A 16,232-nucleotide genomic window follows, 5' to 3' on the forward strand; every position below is an offset into this window, starting at 1 on the left:
TCTACTACATTTCGTAGTAGCAAAGTCCTGCGGGGGAAACGACCCCGCAGTACGTTGTTTTCAAGGGTCGGGCGGAAGCCCACGCTCCGGCCCTGAAGCCTGTCCTACGGGCCCAGTTTCGGAGTAGCCATGGATGCCTTGGATGTCTCCCGGTGGCAGTTCGGCATAACCACCGTCTATCACTTCATCCTCGTTCCGCTGACGATCGGGCTCGCCCCGCTGATCGCCGTCATGCAGACGATGTGGGTGGTCACCGGAAAGGACCACTGGTATCGGCTCACCAAGTTCTTCGGAAAACTCTTCCTGATCAACTTCGCGCTCGGCGTGGCCACCGGCATCGTGCAGGAATTCCAGTTCGGGATGAACTGGAGCGAGTACTCACGCTTCGTCGGTGACGTGTTCGGCGCACCCCTCGCCCTCGAGGGACTGGTGGCGTTCTTCCTCGAGTCGACGTTCCTGGGCCTCTGGATCTTCGGCTGGGGACGGCTGCCCAAGCTCGTCCACCTCGCCACCATCTGGCTCGTCGCGATCGGTGTGAACGCGTCCGCGTACTTCATCATCACCGCCAACTCGTTCATGCAGCACCCGGTCGGGGCCATTTACAACCCCGAGACCGGACGCGCGGAACTCACCAGCATCTGGGAACTGCTCACCAACAACACAGCTCTCGCGGCCTTCCCGCACGTCGTGGCCGGAGCGTTCCTCACGGCAGGCACGTTCGTGGCCGGCGTCGGCGGCTGGTGGATGGTGCGCAGCATGCGCAAATCGAAGGAAGCCACCGAACCCGAAGTGGCGAAGAAGCACGAGGAGACCGCCCGGACGATGTTCCGTCCGGTCACCATCCTCGCGCTGTGGGTGATGGTCGCCGCGGGCATCGGACTCGCGATCACCGGCGACATCCAGGGCAAGCTGATGTTCGAACAGCAACCCATGAAGATGGCATCGGCCGAATCGCTGTGCCACACCGAAACCGGTGCCGACTTCTCCATCCTCACCGTCGGCACCCAGAACAATTGCGAGAGCATCACCCAGCTCATCAGGATCCCCGGGCTCACCTCGTTCCTCGCGGACGGCACCTTCGACTCCACCGTCGAGGGCGTCACCGAGATCCAGGCCCGCTACGAGGAGATGTACGGGCCCGGCAACTACAAGCCCAACCTGTTCGTCACCTACTGGACGTTCCGCGCGATGATCGGCTGGGCCGCCGGGTCGGCGCTACTCGCCGTGGTCGGTCTGTGGATGACCCGCGGCGGCCGCGTCCCGGACAAGAAGTGGTTCGGCTGGCTGTCCATCCTCGTCATCCCGACGCCGTTCCTCGGGAACAGCGCGGGCTGGGTGTTCACCGAGATGGGCCGCCAACCGTGGGTCGTGGCACCCAACCCGACCGGTGTCGACATGATCAGACTGACTGTCGACCAAGGCGTCTCGAATCACTCCGCGTGGACCGTCTGGGTCTCGCTCATCACGTTCACGGTGGTCTACGGGGCGCTGGCCGTCGTGTGGTTCACGCTCATCCGCCGCTACACGATCGAGGGACCGCTCGAACACGACGCGCATCCACCGGGCGACGACCACGACGAGCCCGAAGAACCGGGCAAGCCCGAGCAACTCTCGTTCGCGTACTAGGGAGACGGTCATGGGACTTCAAGAAGTGTGGTTCATCCTGATCGCGGTGCTCTTCATCGGGTACTTCGTCCTCGAGGGATTCGATTTCGGTGTCGGCATGCTGATGCCGGTGCTGGGCAGGCGCAAGGACCCGAACGGGGACACTCGACGGCGGGTGGTGCTCAACACCATCGGCCCCGTGTGGGACGGCAACGAGGTGTGGCTCATCACCGGTGGCGGCGCGTTGTTCGCGGCGTTCCCGGAGTGGTACGCCACCCTGTTCTCCGGCTTCTATCTGCCGCTGCTGATCATTCTCGTCGCGCTCATCGTCCGGATCTGCGCCATCGAGTACCGCGGCAAGATCGACGACGACACCTGGCGCAGGCGATGCGACTGGGGCATCGTCTTCGGGTCCTGGGTGCCTGCCGTGCTGTGGGGTGTCGCGTTCGCGAACATCGTGCGGGGTGTCGACATCGACGCCGACAAGCAGGTCACCTCGAACCTCTTCGATCTGCTCAATCCCTATGCGCTGCTGGGCGGTCTGACGACCGCACTCGTGTTCGCACTGCACGGCGCGGTGTTCCTCGCACTCAAGACGGCCGACGAAGTACGCACGGACGCCGTCGAACTGGCGTCCCGGCTCGCCATCCCGGCCGTTCCGGTGGCAGGCGCGTTCGTGCTGTGGACACAGCTGGCGCACGGCAAGGGCTGGACGTGGATCCTCGTCGCGATCGCCGCAGCCGCACTCCTCGGGGTGGTCGCGTTCACCCGCGCCGAACGGGAGGGCTGGGCGTTCCTGCTCACGTCGATCGCGGTCATCGCCACCGTGGCCCTGCTGTTCGGCTCGCTGTTCCCCAACGTCATGCCGTCCACGCTGGACGCCGCGTACAACCTGACCATCGACAACGCCTCGTCGAGTCCGTACACGCTGAAGGTGATGACGTGGGCCGCAGCCTTCCTCACCCCGGTGGTGCTGATCTACCAGGGCTGGACGTACTGGGTTTTCCGCCAACGGATCTCGACCAAGCACATCCCGCCGTCGATCGGTCTCCCGCTCGAGCGCAGATGAGCACAGCGGTAGGCGACGCACCCCGCCCGGTCGAGGAACGCCCGGGCGGGGAGCGAGGTTCCCGGCGCCCCGTCGATCCCCGCCTCTGGCGCTACTCCGCGGCCGCCCGCGGGTATCTCGTCCTCACGGTCGCGCTGTCGATCGTCAACGTCGCGATGGTCATCGTGTCGGCGCTCATGATCGGCCGCGTGCTCGGCGGAGTCATCGTCGACGACGCCACCGACCTCGGCCGGTGGTCCACCGAACTGGGGGTCCTCGCCGCCGCGGTGGGAGTGCGGGTGCTCGCCACCTGGCTGCAGTCCCGGTTCGCGCACCGCTCCGCCACGCGGGTCGTGGCGGAGCTGAAGGGGGAGGTCCTGGGCGTCGCCACCCGCCTGCGACCGCGCGAGCTCGATCCGCGGCGGGACGAGATCGCCACCGTGCTCACCCGCGGAATCGACGGTCTCGTGCCGTACCTCACCGGGTATCTTCCGGCCCTGGTCCTCGCGGCGACGCTCACTCCTGCGACGTTGGCGGTCATCATGTTTCAGGATCTGACGTCGGCGGCGATCATCTTCGTCACGCTACCGCTCATCCCGATCTTCATGATCCTCATCGGCCTGCTCACCAAGGGCAAGGCCGCCAAGACACTGACGGCGATGACCACGCTGTCCTCCCAGTTGCTCGACCTCCTCGCCGGACTGCCCACGCTCCGCGCGCTGGGCCGCGAACAGGGACCGGCGACTCGGGTGCGCGAACTCGGCGACGCCCACCGCCGCACCACGATGTCGGCGCTGCGGGTGGCGTTCCTCTCGTCGATGGTGCTGGAACTGCTGGCCACGCTCTGCGTCGCACTCGTCGCCGTGAGCATCGGACTGCGGCTGGTGTACGGGGAGATGGGACTCGAAGCGGGAATCGTCGCACTGATTCTCGCGCCCGAGGTGTACCTTCCGCTGCGGATGGTCGGAACCCAGTTCCACGCTGCCGAGGACGGAATGGCCGCGGCGAGCCGGGCCTTCGCCGTCATCGACACCGATCGTCCCGACGCCGCCGACGGTGCGGTCGTGGTGGACGCGGCCGGGGCGCGTCTCGAATTCGACGGCGTCGACGTCCGGTCCCGGCACGGCCTGGCGCCGCACGGACTGACCGGGACCCTCGAACCCGGCGCGGTGACCGTGCTGACCGGGCCCAACGGGTCCGGGAAATCGACTGCGGTGCAGGCACTCCTCGGCCTCGTCGAACCCGAAGGTGGGGAGGCGCGGGTGGCAGGCGCCGCCGTCGCTTCGCTCGACCGGTCCGCGTGGTGGTCGCAGGTGGCGTGGCTCCCGCAGCACCCCGTCCTCGTTCCCGGCACCCTGGACGAGAACCTTCGGCTCATCGGCGAGGTCGTCGACCTCGAACAGGCCTGTGCGGCGACGGGTTTCGACGAGGTCCTCGCGGAACTCCCCGACGGCTGGAACACGCGCGTCGGATCCGGCGGAACGGGACTGTCGCTCGGCCAGCGGCAGCGGCTCGCCCTGACCCGCGTGCTGGCCACCCGGCGTCCCGTCCTGGTGCTCGACGAACCCACCGCACACCTCGACGACGCCTCGGAGCGGACCGTGCTCGATTCGCTGCGGAGCCTGGCCGCCGCCGGCCGGACGGTCGTGGTGGTGGGGCACCGGCCGACCGTGCTCGCGGCCGCCGACCGGGTGATCGAGGTGAGCGCCGATGTCGCGTGACCCGCTGATCCAGGCATTGCCGCTCCTCGACCTGCAACCGGGACGGGTACTGCGGGCCGTCGCCGCCGGCGTGGCCACACTGGGCAGTGCGCTCGCGCTGGCGGCGCTGTCGGCGTGGTTGATCACGAGGGCGTGGCAGATGCCGCCCGTCCTGGACCTCAGCGTCGCCGTCGTGGCGGTGCGGGCACTGGGCATCTCCCGCGGCGTCTTCCGCTACCTCGAGCGGCTGGCCACCCACGACACCGCCCTGCGCGGGACCACATCCGCCCGCACCCAGCTGTACCAGCGGCTGGCCGACGGCGACCCCGCGGCCGCTGCCGGCCTGCGCCGCGGCGAACTCCTCGCCCGCACCGGGGCCGACGTCGACACCCTCGGTGACGTCGTGGTGCGCGCGGTCATTCCCATCGCCGTGTCCGTCGTCCTGGCCGTGGCCGCCGTCGGCATCCTCGCGGTGATCTCGCCCGCTTCGGCGCTCGTGCTCGCGGTGGCGCTCGCGGTGTCGGGGGTCGCGGCGCCCTGGTTGTCCGCGCGGGCCGCCCGCCTGGCCGAGACGTCCGGCGCCGACGCGCGCGCCCGGTTCAGCGAGGACGCCGTCACGGCGCTCGATCACGCCTCGGAACTCCGCGTCGCGGGTCGCCTCGACCGGACCGTGTCGCGGGCGGTCCGCTCCGAACATGCCGCGGTCGCGGCCACCGACCGCGCCGCCGCACCCAGCGCGTTCGCGGACGCCGCCACGCCGCTCGCGGTGGGCGTGAGTGTGATCGCGTCGCTACTCATCGGCACGGACCTATACGCGTCGGGGACGATGAGCCCGATGGCGATGGGCATCCTCGTGCTCCTGCCGCTGTCCGCGTTCGAGGCCACGGCCGCGCTGCCCGCGGCAGCGGTCGCACTGACCCGCGCCCGGATCGCATCGCGCCGCATACTCGCGGTGCTCGACGCCGCCGTCGCGGATCCGCACCCCGGAGACCGGGAACTGGACGGACCCGCACAAGTCGTCGCGAAGGACCTGCGGTGCGGCTGGCCCGGAGGGCAGGTCACCGCCCCGCTCGACCTCGACCTGCGGCTGGGCGCGCGGGTCACGATCGTCGGCGGCAGCGGGTCCGGGAAGACGACCACCCTGATGACCCTGGCCGGGTTGCTCCCACCGGTGTCGGGGACGGTCCGGGTCGACGGACTCGACCTGCACCACGTCAGGTCCGAGGTTCTCCGCCGCAACGTCGGATTCTTCGCGGAGGACGCGCACCTCTTCGACACGTCCGTGCTCGAGAATCTGCGGGTGGCGCGCGGCGACCTCGAGGAGGCGGAAGCAGTGACCGTCCTGGAGTCCGTCGGGCTCGGGGGATGGGTGTCGGGGCTGCCGGAGGGCGTGCACACGACCCTCGCCGGCGGTGCCAGGGCGGTGTCCGGCGGACAGCGTCGCCGGCTGCTCCTCGCCAGGGCGCTGCTGTCGCCCGCCCGGGTGCTGTTGCTGGACGAACCGACCGAACACCTCGACGCCGACGCGGGCGCCGACCTGCTCCGGCGACTGCTCGCGCGCGACGGCGGACTGGTGTCGCCGCAGCGCACCGTCGTGGTGGTCACCCACCAGCTTCCGGAGGATACCAGCGCTGACCTGGTGATACGGGTCGAGAAAGCTGAGAGCGAAAATGCGTTGCCGACTCCGTGAGTGCGGCGTACGTTCTTCAGTACACGAGGAAGGAGGTGGTCTGAAATTGAATGACAGACGGACACGTGAGGTGGCTGCCAGCTAGCCGCTACCGCTGACGGAATTCACTGACCGCGCGAGCGGCGAGCGAATCCCAGGCAGCTACCCGGCCCCCGAGCCCCCGGTCTGGTCCAGATCGGGCCCGGTGCGCAAGCACCGGAAGGCTCGGGGGCCGTTGTGCGCTCCGCGCCCGCGAGTACTTGTCAACCGCCCGACGTTAATAAGTACTCACGGCACTGCGGGCACGGATTCGGCCCACTCCAGCCGCCCCGCTCGAGCACCGTCCGCACCTCGGCCGCGACGTCGCATGAGCGCCGCGTCACCTCCTCCCAGCCGTAGACCAGCGCCGCCTTGCCGGCGAGTTCCGCCGCGTTGCCGCGACGCCGGTCGCGCAGCGCCACCGACCGCGACGAGTGGTACCGCAGTCCGTCCAGCCGCACGAGGAGCGGAACGCCGCTGTCCGAGTAGTCCACGTCCTCGTAGAGGGTCTTTCCGTCGACGAGCACAGGCGACTGTCGTCGGGCGGCCGGTAGTCCGTGCGCGAGTTCGACGTCGACGGCGTACCGGTGTTCGAGAATCGACTGGACTCCGTCGGAGACGAACGTCAGAGCATCGGTCAGAGCCTTGCGGTATCTGCGCGGTGGACGCTCCTCGATCCGTCGAAGCAGCTCGTGGACCGCAATGTTGCTGCCGGTGACCGCCGACACGAGGACCCGTGCGGCCGCCACTGCCGAGGGCTCCGCGACAGCGAGATCGACGACGGTGTCGGCCTGGGACGTTCGGGGCGGAAGCGTCGGGACGAGGATGTGGGCGTGCGCCCGGGATCGGTGCACCACGACCCCGGGGTGAAGGAGATCGCCCTCGCGGGGGACGGGACGGTCGGATCGCCGGCCGACCTTCCGATACGTCGGTCCCTGCGGCTCGGCAGACAACCCGTAGGGCACGGTGACGTGAATCGGCCCTTCGGGGTCGACGGGCATCAGCCCCCACTCTTCGGCCGCCGTCCGATGACTGAGAATTGCTCGGGGACCGCCGAACAGCAGCGCCGCCCACAGCCTCATCGGCCGGTCGAGCGGACCGTTCGTGACGGCGTAGACGCCGTGCAGAACCGCCGACCACTGGCCGGACTCCACCATGTGCTGTATCTGCCGGGTAGAGATACCCAGTCCGCGCAGTTGCCGGGCCGTGACGAGGCCGTGCTGATAGTCGAGGACGCGTTGGAATTCGGGTCTGAAGTCGATCGTCGCAGTCGTCATGGACGCGACGGTGTGTACGCCGACCGACAGGATTTGCCCGAAACGGACCGATCTCAACTGGCCTGTGGATGAACCTCAGGTTGTGGATAACCCGAGCCGTGAGTACTTATCAACCGCCCGTGGTTAATAAGTACTCACGGGCGCTAGCCAACGTAGCGGGACAGCCGCGCGGAGAGGTGGGGGCGCAGCTCACCGTCGGCGATGATGCGTTCCTCGACGTAGGCGAGGTCGCCACCCTCGACGATGCCGTAGAGGCGCTTGGCGCCGCCGACGAGAACACCGGAGGTGCTGCGGATCACGACGTCGGTCGCGAGCTCCCACGACGACTGCGTGAGGGCCTGGCCGTAGAACAGTTCGACGATGCCGGAGCTGTGGGCGAGGAGGAATTCGACGACTTCCTCGTTGGTGCTGCCGGGGATGCCGTCTCCGCTGATCCGCCAGAAGCCGGTCTCGTGGAGGTCGGGGCGCACGTAGTTGCCGTCGGCGTCGAGAACCCAGGTCTGGGATTCCCACTTGAGGTAGTTGCCACCGTTGTGGGAGACGATGATCTGCTGCCCGAAGGGGTAGTCGCCTGTGTCGGGGTCGTGGCCTTCCCCTTCACCGCGCCACACACCCACGAGGGGCAGTACTGCGAGGAGTTCGTTGTTCAGATCCGGGCCGAGCCGCAGATTTGCGGTGTCCTCGGGCAGCGGAAGGTCCGGAAGCTGCGGGATGTTCCGCGACGCCGTCGTCTTGGAACGCTCGATGGCGTCCGCGACGGCTGCGTCACCGCTACCACGACGCACAGCAGGGGGGTCCCCAGCGGGCGCGCTCGTAGTCGGGTGCTCGGAAGGCGGATCTGCGCCTGCGTCCGGGTTCTGACTCACGACTCGTCGGTGACCAGGCGGTAGATCGTGTAGAGCGAGAACCACGTGATCAACACGGCGGCAAGGACAAGAAGTACCTCGAAGAAGATAACCACGGGGACATCCTAAACCGAACCCGTCGAACGGTCGAAACGGGAGGCGACTTACGGTGACTGCGGCTACGGTTTCTCGAAGGCGACCACCCGGTCGGGTTCCGAACATCCCCATGCGGTCGTCTTGTCTCCCGTCCCTCCCGGAGGTCCCATGCATCGATCGAGTACTGCCGTCACCGGTCTGGTGCGGGCCGCGATCACGGCGACGGTGCTGCTGCTCACCGTCTCCGCGTTCGGCGCTCCCGGACTCGCCGTCGCCGCGCCGGACACCGGCAGCGCCGGTTCGGGGAGTGCCGACACGGACCGTGTCGATCCGAACAACTACGCCGTCGACTGCCCGGACATCCTCATCGTCGCGGTCTCGGGCGCGACGGATTCGGAAGAAGACCGCAACCCCCTCGCGGAGAGTGGCGAGGTGTGGTCGAACTGGGTGGGCAACGTGACGGTGCCGACCGGTGAGGCCAGCAAGGACGAGCCGGGAACGGTGGGGTGGATGTACGTGTCCTATCCGTCCACGTATGGCCTGGGTCTGCTGCAACCCGTTCCGACATACCAGGATTCGATGGCCGCGGGTGTCGCGTCGACGAACAGGATCCTCGACGAGAACAAGGCGAAGTGCGGCGACGACACCAAGTTCGTGCTGCTCGGATACAGCGTCGGCGCCGAGGTGGTCGAAAGGGTGGCGCGCGAACTCGGCCATCGCGACAGCAATGCTCTGGTTACCGCCGACGACATCGCCGGCGTCGCGTTGATCGGCGACCCGTACCGTCCCGCGGGCACCCCCTCGATGGGCGAACCCGGCCCACCCGGGGGTGGCTTCATGTCATCCGAGCCGGCCGACTACGGCGCTCTCGACGGCAAGATCACCTATGCGTGCCGCCCCTACGACATCGCGTGCGACGCGCCGCAGGAGATCGCCGTCCTCGAGCTGGCGCTCGGGGTGCTGGGACAGATGCACTTCACCCTGCTGAACCCGGGCCAGACCGTCTCCGACTTCGCGAATGCGGTATCGAGTATGGCGGCGCGGTCGATTGTGCACATCGTCACACACGAAGACTGGTTCGCCTCGGACGAATCCTTCCTGGATGTTCTCCGCAAGGTCGCCGATCAGACCTACGACCCCGACGGCCCGGACCGGAACATCCAGCTGTCCCAGGAGCAGATCGTCGAGGCGCTCAACTGGGCGATGGGCCCCGGTTCGGAGGTCGTGAAGGCGAAGCTCGCCGACGAGGGCCCGGGGTTCGTAGAGGACAACAGGGACGTCTTCGAACTGGTGATCAAGCCGTACATCTTCCTGGGCTTCATCCAGCACCTGTTCTACTGGAACAACAATCCGAACGACCCCTGGTACTGGGAGAGCGAGAAGGTCGTCGACTGGATCACCGCGCTCGCGCATTCGGAGAACGATCGGAAGGCCCCGGCTGCCCCGTCCGCACCGGGCAACTAGATCCCTGCACGACAGAAGGGCCCCGCTCCGGATCCGGAGCGGGGCCCTTCTGGTGCTCAGCTGGTGACTACTCGCCGACCGTGACGTCGACGTTGTGCACGCCTGCGCTCGTCGGGCTCACCGTGGAGGTGCCGTTGCCGGAGCTGGACAGTGCACGCACGGTCCAGTCGCCGGGGGCGGCGAAGAAGCGGAAGTCTCCGGTGCCGGAGGCGACGACCTCGGCGGTGAACTCTCCGCCGCCGTCGAGGAGACGCACGAACGCTCCACCGATCGGCTGGCCGTCAGCGGCGAGAACGCGGCCGGTGATGACCGTTTCCTTCTCGACGTCGACGCCCGCGGGCAGGGTCTGGGTCTGTACAGGTGCTCCACACATGGCTCAGTGAACCTCCAACTCGATGGGTGCGCCGACGAGTGAGCCGTATTCGACCCAGCTGCCGTCGTAATTCTTGACGTCGGACTTGCCGAGGATCTCCTTGAGCACGAACCAGGTGTGGCTGGAGCGCTCGCCGATACGGCAGTACGCGATGGTGGGCTTCGACTCGTCGTAGCCCTTCTCCGAGTACAGCTTCTCCAGGTCGTCGTCCGACTTGAACGTGCCGTCCTCGTTTGCGGTGGTGCTCCACGGGATGTTGATGGCCGTGGGGACGTGTCCACGCTGCTGCGCCTGCTCCTGCGGCAGGTGCGCGGGAGCGAGGATCTTGCCGGAGAACTCGTCGGGCGAACGCACGTCGACGAGGTTCTTGCTGCCGATGGCGTCGATGACCTCGTCGCGGAACGCGCGGATCGTCAGGTCGGGTGCGTCGGCCTTGTACTGGGTGGCCTCGCGGGTGACGGTCTCCTTGGAGAGGGGACGCCCGTCGAGCTCCCACTTCTTGCGGCCGCCGTCGATCAGCTTGACGTCCTGGTGGCCGTACAGCTTGAAGTACCAGTACGCGTAGGCCGCGAACCAGTTGTTGTTGCCGCCGTAGAGAACGATGGTGTCGTCGTTGGCGACGCCCTTGGCGGACAGGAGATCGGAGAACTGCTGCTGGTTCAGGAAGTCACGACGGACGCCGTCCTGCAGGTCCTTCCGCCAGTCGAGGCGGATGGCGCCTTCGATGTGGCCGCCGTCGTATGCGCTGGTGTCCTCATCCACCTCGACGAAAACGGTCTTGGGGGCGTTGAGGTTCTGCTCAGCCCAGTCGGCGGAGACTAGGACATCGGAGCGAGCCATGGTGTTCCTTTCGATGTGTTCTTACTTGTGTCGGGTGGATCGAGCAGTGGTTCTCGGTGTGAAACTTTCAGGCCGTGGTGCGGAAGCGTGCGACGAGTGGATAGATCTGGCAGCCGAGGCAGAAGCCGAACGCGGCGTTGAGGAACGCCGCGAACAGGGCGAATGCGGTGGCCACAGCGCCGACGACGCCGGAGCCGGCGAAGAAGCCGACGGTGCCGACGGCGGCGAAGACGAAGCCGACGAGCTGCGCGAAGCGGAGCGGTGCGACGGGTTCGCGCTCACTCGCCGGAGCGAGACGCGGCGCGACGAGGGTGCCGAAGATCCGGCCGTATGGGCTGCGTCGCGGCCCGGTGGCTGCGCCTGCCGCGAAGACGACCGCTTGCAGCGCCAGGAGAATTCCAGCTGCGACCAGCGAGAACGTCGACACGACGAGCACGGCGACGAGAGCAGCGGTGGTGACCCAGGCGGCGAACCGGGGGCCACGAACGTCGACCTGCTCGAGCTCGAGTGTTGTGGACATGAGAAGTGCTCCTGCGGTGAGTCCTGAATGCTTGCCTGGCGCCGAACGACGACGGAAGACGTCGAATCGGGTTTCGATCACGTGCGCGGAGTCCGCGGTGTCAGCAGAAAGCGACAGCCCTGGTGATCAGCAACAGGTACAGCAACAAGCCCCGAGGCGGCACAGGTCTACCGTGCGGCGACGGGTGAGCATGAGCTCGTGGCTGGATTGCACGACGACGAGTTTACCCGGTTCTTCAGGAATTTGAAGCCGGGGGCCGGGTGAGGGGTCCCAGCGCGGCCCGCAGGTCGGTCGCGGCGGGCACTCCGGACACCCGGAAGCGTTGCTGCAGGTCGGCGTCGAGAATGAACGTCGTCGGCAGTGACAGAACGCCGAGTTCCTTGGCGAGAGCGGGATACTCGTCGATGTCGACCTCCACTTCGACGGGAGGTTCCGGCTCGCCGGCGAGGTCTGCGACGACCTGTCCCACCACCCTGCGCACCGCCGCGCAGGGTCCGCACCAGTCGGCGGAGAAGTGGAGAACGGTGGCCCGTCGAGGGTGCTCGGGCGACCCCGGCCCGACGCCCGCCGCCTCGAGGAGCAGTCGGCGTTCGTCGCTCACGACCGCGGTCGTCTCACCGGTGCTCCGGACCGCGCCTTGGCGACGTTGCCAGACGAGCCCGAACGCGACGGCGGCGAACAGTGCGATCAGTAACAGTGTGATTCCGGTCATCGGCTCTGCAGTTCGTTCAGGTCGATCGTGACGTTGTTGCCGACGCCCTCGATGACGATCTGCGAGCCCTCCGCGTAGACCTCCGTCGGCTGGACGCCGAACGGGAGTTCCCGGGGGTCGATCGTCCGGGTGAAGAGGCCGAGGATCGCGGGGGCGAGGGGATCGGGGATGGTGAAGTCGGCGTGGCCCTCGGGCCCGAAGTAGAAGTCGCTCGCGACGATCTTCACCTGACCGCCGTCGAGTACCAGGTCGGCCTGCACGCTGACGGTGGTCTCGATGGGCCCGACGGGGACGGTGCCGGTGAGGACGACGCCGCCCGCGGTCGGCATCCCCGATCCGCCGGAACCGCCGGTGCCGTCCGACTTGCTGGCCGGCGGGGCCGAAACCTGCAGGTCGGGGATGTCGAGGAAGCGTCCCAGGTCGGTGGCGTCGATGAGCATGCGGCCGGAGAGGTGATCGACCGGAAGGGTCTTCACGGAGCCGTCGACGAGGTCGGACAGCGGCGCAGAGACGCCCAGGAGGGTGGACTCGATCGTCACCTCACCCACGACGTCACTCTGTACTCCCTGGGCGCGGATCTCGATGTTCTCGTACTTTCCGTTCCACGCCTGGGTGAGGAACGGAAAGCCGTGAACCGTCACCTCGGGATCCGCGGTGAGGGACGCGCCGGCCCGCAGTTCCCGCGATACCCGGTACTCCGCGTAGGCCGCCGAACCGAAGTCGACGACGAGACCGAGAGCCACGAGGAAGACGATTCCGATGATGAGTTTCCGCACGGCCCCATTGTGACGGACACCGTTCGGGGGAGTGTCGGTGCAACCTCCGCGCCGGTTGCCGGGGGTTCGGTGCAACGGACGCCGACGTCGGCGCGCTACTCTGTCACCGACAAAAGTGTCGATACCTTCAGTGTCGATCTACCTGGACCGGCGGATGAACGATCCGTCGGCCGGCCGGGTACGACGGCGACGAGATGGGAGGCTGTGTGGAGCTACTGCTTCTTACCTCCGACCCCAACCCCGAGGCAGTGCTGCCTGCCCTCGCCCTGCTGGCGCATTCGGTGCGGCCTGCCCCGACGGAGGTGTCCTCTCTCCTGGAAGCGAGCTCCGCCGACGTCGCCCTGGTGGATGCGCGCACCGACCTCGCGGCTGCTCGCGGCCTCTGCAGGCTGCTGGGCAGCACGGGTTCCGCGGTTCCCGTGGTGGCGGTGCTCACGGAGGGCGGCCTGGTGGCGGTCAATTCCGACTGGGGTCTCGACGACATCCTGCTCCCGGGCACCGGACCGGCCGAGGTGGACGCCCGCCTCAGACTGCTGGTCGGACGCGCAGGCGGCGTCGCCAGCCCGGAGGCCTCGGGCAAGATCACGCTGGGCGAACTGGTCATCGACGAGGGCACGTACACGGCCCGTCTGCGCGGCCGCCCCCTCGACCTCACCTACAAGGAGTTCGAACTCCTCAAGTACCTGGCGCAGCACGCGGGTCGCGTCTTCACCCGCGCGCAGTTGCTTCAGGAGGTGTGGGGATATGACTTCTTCGGTGGCACCCGCACGGTCGACGTCCACGTGCGTCGTCTGCGCGCCAAGCTGGGCAGCGAGTACGAATCCTTGATCGGTACAGTTCGCAACGTCGGCTACAAGGCGGTTCGTCCCACCCGCAGCAAGTCGGGTGCGCCGGTGCCACCCGTCGACGACCTCGACGCCGACGACGCGGACTTCGAATCCGCGGAAGGGCCTGCGTTCCAGTGAGTGCTTCGGTGCAGTCCTGGGCTGATCGACTCGACGGCAAGCAGGCCGCGGACGTGTCTGCCCTGCTGGAACGCGCGACGGCGGCGGACGGAACCGCGCCCGTGTCGGAGCAGGGCTTACACGCCGTGTCCGGCGGAGGCGACGGTGTGCGTCACCTCGTGGAGACCGACGCCGATCGGATCGTCGGGTATGCGCAGCTGCAGCCGGGTCACGGGGATCATCCCGCGATGGCCGAACTCGCGGTCGACCCCGAAGCGCGTGGCCGGGGAATCGGTGGCCGGCTGGTCACCGAGGTCCTGTCCGAGGGTGGTCCGGACGTCCGCGTGTGGGCGCACGGCAATCTGCCTGCGGCGCAGGCGGTGGCGCAGCGTCTGGGGCTGACCGGTGCGCGCGAGCTGCTGCAGCTCCGGCGTCCGCTCGCCGATACGGCCCTCCCGGAACTCGTTGTGCCGGAAGATATTTCACTCCGCGTGTACCGAGGCGTCGAAGACGATCCCGAGGTGTTGCGTGTCAACGCTGCCGCCTTCGCCTGGCATCCCGAGCAGGGGTCGTGGACCGAACGTGAAATGGCCGAACGTCGCGCGGAGGCCTGGTTCGACCCGGCCGGCCTGTTCATGGCGTTCGCCTCGTCGGACGAGAAGCGGCTGCTGGGATTCCACTGGACCAAGGTGCATCCGAAGCAAGGCGACGAGCCCGCCATCGGTGAGGTCTACGTGGTGGCGATCGGTCCCGACGCCCAGGGACGTGGACTCGGCCGGTTGCTGACGCTCGCCGGGCTGCACTACCTGCGTGACCGCAGGCTCGGTGCGGTGCTGCTCTACGTCGAGGGCGACAACGCGTCGGCGCTGCACACCTACGACCGGCTCGGGTTCGAGCGGTTCCACACGGACGTCGCGTACGCGCGAGCCTGAGGCACTCCTCTACTGCGGCACCCGCCGTTCGTCTGGGAAATATGGACAAATGCTCGGTCTGTTCACCTTCCGTTCACCGATCGTGGTCCAACTGGACATTAGCTACCCCTAGGTTTCTCCATGGGCAGCGCCGTGTTGCCTGGTGCAGATTTCAACGAAGCGCACCTCATGTCGCCGCCCGATCGCGGGCGAGACGGTATTTCCGGAGGACTAGGTGAATCTCAAGCGCAGTGGCGCCCTGCTCGGTGCAGTGGCCCTGGGTGCCATGACCTTGGCCGCGTGTGGCAGCGACAACAACGCAGCGTCGAGCGGCGTCGACGCAGCCGCGTCGACCTCGACGTGCGAGGGCAAGGCCAACCTCTCCTCGGCCGGTTCCTCGGCTCAGAAGAACGCCATGGACCAGTTCGTCTCCACCTACATCTCCGTCTGCCAGGAAAAGGGCAAGACCGTCAACCTGGCGTACAACCCCAGCGGTTCCGGCGACGGACGTACACAGTTCATCGCGAGCCAGATCGACTTCGCCGGCTCCGACTCGGCGATCAAGGCCGAGCAGGCCGAGCAGGCCAAGGCCCGCTGCGTCGGCGGCGAGGCCTGGAACCTTCCGCTCGTCTTCGGACCCGTCGCGGTCGCCTACAACCTCGACGGCGTCGAGGACCTGGTGCTGAACGGCGAAGTGACCGCCAAGATCTTCAACGGCACCATCAAGAAGTGGAACGACCCGGCCATCGCCGCCCTCAACCCGGGCGCCACCCTGCCGGACCAGGACATCACCGCGATCATCCGCTCGGATTCGTCGGGAACCACCGACAACTTCCAGCAGTACCTCACGGCCGCCTCCAACGGTGCCTGGACCACCGGTGCCGGCTCCGACTTCACCGGCGGAATCGGTGAGGGCGCCAAGGGGTCGGCCGGTGTCGCGCAGGCAGTGGCCTCCGCCCCCGGCTCGATCACCTACGTCGAGAAGTCCTACGCCGACCAGAACAAGTTGTCGGCCGCGCAGATCGACACCGGCTCGGGCCCCGTCGCGCTGTCCGACGAGTCGGCGGCGAAGGCCATCGAGGGTGCAAAGTTCAAGGGTGCGGGTGTGGGTGATCTGACCCTCGACCTCGGCTCGATCTTCGGTACCAAGGAAGCGGGCGCCTACCCGCTGGTGCTCGCCACCTACGAGATCGTGTGCTCGAAGGGCTACGACGCAGACACCTCCGCAGCGGTCAAGTCGTTCCTGACCAGCGCCGCCAACGAGGGCCAGTCCAACCTGGCCGAGCAGGGCTACGTGCCGCTGCCCGACTCCATGAAGGAGAAGCTGAACGCGTCGGTCGCCGCCATCGGCTGATCGCACCGTTAGTCGTTCGGACCCGCCCATGACTCGATATTCTGACCAGGAAAGATTGC

Annotated in this window: 15 protein-coding genes; 8 read left to right on the plus strand and 7 right to left on the minus strand. The window is 67.6% G+C overall.

The genetic code is table 11. The annotated features are described in order from the left end of the window. Positions 1-129 precede the first annotated feature (129 nt). Genes ACFWAY_RS02045 through cydC form a run of 4 tightly spaced genes read left to right on the plus strand, consistent with a single transcriptional unit; the run spans position 130 to position 6,043 of the window. Positions 130-1,626: a cytochrome ubiquinol oxidase subunit I gene (locus tag ACFWAY_RS02045; protein WP_378455743.1), complete on the plus strand. Its 1,497-nt coding sequence runs from the start codon at positions 130-132 to the stop codon at positions 1,624-1,626. Positions 1,627-1,636: 10 nt separating this feature from the next. Continuing rightward, positions 1,637-2,674 (plus strand): cytochrome d ubiquinol oxidase subunit II, encoded by a 1,038-nt coding sequence (cydB, locus tag ACFWAY_RS02050; protein WP_378455742.1) that lies wholly within the window; start codon positions 1,637-1,639, stop codon positions 2,672-2,674. Further along, positions 2,671-4,374 (plus strand): thiol reductant ABC exporter subunit CydD, encoded by a 1,704-nt coding sequence (cydD, locus tag ACFWAY_RS02055; protein ID WP_378509678.1) that lies wholly within the window; start codon positions 2,671-2,673, stop codon positions 4,372-4,374. The genes cydB and cydD overlap by 4 nt, the downstream gene beginning before the upstream one ends. After that, positions 4,364-6,043 carry a thiol reductant ABC exporter subunit CydC gene (gene cydC / locus ACFWAY_RS02060; protein ID WP_378509679.1) on the plus strand — a complete coding sequence of 560 codons (1,680 nt, stop codon included), beginning with the start codon at positions 4,364-4,366 and terminating at the stop codon, positions 6,041-6,043. The genes cydD and cydC overlap by 11 nt, the downstream gene beginning before the upstream one ends. A 242-nt stretch (positions 6,044-6,285) precedes the next feature. Here the strand turns inward: cydC and ACFWAY_RS02065 are convergent, their stop codons facing one another. Both ACFWAY_RS02065 and ACFWAY_RS02070 read right to left on the minus strand, forming a co-directional pair. Beyond that, on the minus strand, positions 6,286-7,395 hold the full coding sequence (locus tag ACFWAY_RS02065; protein WP_378509680.1) for a type IV toxin-antitoxin system AbiEi family antitoxin domain-containing protein: 1,110 nt from the start codon (positions 7,393-7,395) through the stop codon (positions 6,286-6,288). An 86-nt stretch (positions 7,396-7,481) separates the two neighbouring features. Next, positions 7,482-8,204 (minus strand): FABP family protein, encoded by a 723-nt coding sequence (locus ACFWAY_RS02070; RefSeq protein ID WP_378455738.1) that lies wholly within the window; start codon positions 8,202-8,204, stop codon positions 7,482-7,484. Positions 8,205-8,447: 243 nt separating this feature from the next. On the opposite strand from ACFWAY_RS02070, the gene ACFWAY_RS02075 reads away from it, so the two are divergent. Continuing rightward, positions 8,448-9,743, plus strand: a complete 1,296-nt coding sequence (locus ACFWAY_RS02075) for a cutinase family protein (RefSeq protein ID WP_378509681.1) — start codon at positions 8,448-8,450, stop codon at positions 9,741-9,743. A 67-nt stretch (positions 9,744-9,810) separates the two neighbouring features. Here the strand turns inward: ACFWAY_RS02075 and ACFWAY_RS02080 are convergent, their stop codons facing one another. The 5 genes from ACFWAY_RS02080 to ACFWAY_RS02100 all read right to left on the minus strand — a co-directional run bounded on the left by ACFWAY_RS02080 (position 9,811) and on the right by ACFWAY_RS02100 (position 12,964). Continuing rightward, complete coding sequence (locus ACFWAY_RS02080; protein WP_073363076.1) at positions 9,811-10,116, minus strand: DUF1416 domain-containing protein; 306 nt, start codon at positions 10,114-10,116, stop codon at positions 9,811-9,813. Between the two features lie 3 nt (positions 10,117-10,119). After that, positions 10,120-10,956 carry a sulfurtransferase gene (locus ACFWAY_RS02085; protein ID WP_378455736.1) on the minus strand — a complete coding sequence of 279 codons (837 nt, stop codon included), beginning with the start codon at positions 10,954-10,956 and terminating at the stop codon, positions 10,120-10,122. A gap of 67 nt (positions 10,957-11,023) precedes the next feature. Next, positions 11,024-11,476 (minus strand): DUF4395 domain-containing protein, encoded by a 453-nt coding sequence (locus ACFWAY_RS02090; RefSeq protein WP_378509682.1) that lies wholly within the window; start codon positions 11,474-11,476, stop codon positions 11,024-11,026. Positions 11,477-11,711: 235 nt separating this feature from the next. Beyond that, complete coding sequence (locus ACFWAY_RS02095; protein ID WP_378455734.1) at positions 11,712-12,188, minus strand: thioredoxin family protein; 477 nt, start codon at positions 12,186-12,188, stop codon at positions 11,712-11,714. Then, positions 12,185-12,964, minus strand: a complete 780-nt coding sequence (locus ACFWAY_RS02100; RefSeq protein WP_378455733.1) for an LmeA family phospholipid-binding protein — start codon at positions 12,962-12,964, stop codon at positions 12,185-12,187. The genes ACFWAY_RS02095 and ACFWAY_RS02100 overlap by 4 nt, the downstream gene beginning before the upstream one ends. Positions 12,965-13,170: 206 nt before the next feature. Between ACFWAY_RS02100 and ACFWAY_RS02105 the strand changes: the two genes are divergently transcribed. From ACFWAY_RS02105 to pstS, 3 genes are all read left to right on the plus strand, one after another. Then, positions 13,171-13,929 carry a winged-helix domain-containing protein gene (locus ACFWAY_RS02105; RefSeq protein ID WP_378455732.1) on the plus strand — a complete coding sequence of 253 codons (759 nt, stop codon included), beginning with the start codon at positions 13,171-13,173 and terminating at the stop codon, positions 13,927-13,929. After that, positions 13,926-14,840 (plus strand): mycothiol synthase, encoded by a 915-nt coding sequence (gene mshD / locus ACFWAY_RS02110; RefSeq protein WP_378509683.1) that lies wholly within the window; start codon positions 13,926-13,928, stop codon positions 14,838-14,840. Before ACFWAY_RS02105 ends, mshD begins: the two co-directional genes overlap by 4 nt. A 214-nt stretch (positions 14,841-15,054) precedes the next feature. After that, positions 15,055-16,173 carry a phosphate ABC transporter substrate-binding protein PstS gene (pstS, locus tag ACFWAY_RS02115; RefSeq protein WP_378455730.1) on the plus strand — a complete coding sequence of 373 codons (1,119 nt, stop codon included), beginning with the start codon at positions 15,055-15,057 and terminating at the stop codon, positions 16,171-16,173. Positions 16,174-16,232 lie beyond the last annotated feature (59 nt).

The organism is Rhodococcus sp. NPDC059968, from assembly GCF_042738615.1.
In the GTDB taxonomy this organism is placed as follows: Bacteria; Actinomycetota; Actinomycetes; order Mycobacteriales; family Mycobacteriaceae; genus Rhodococcus_F.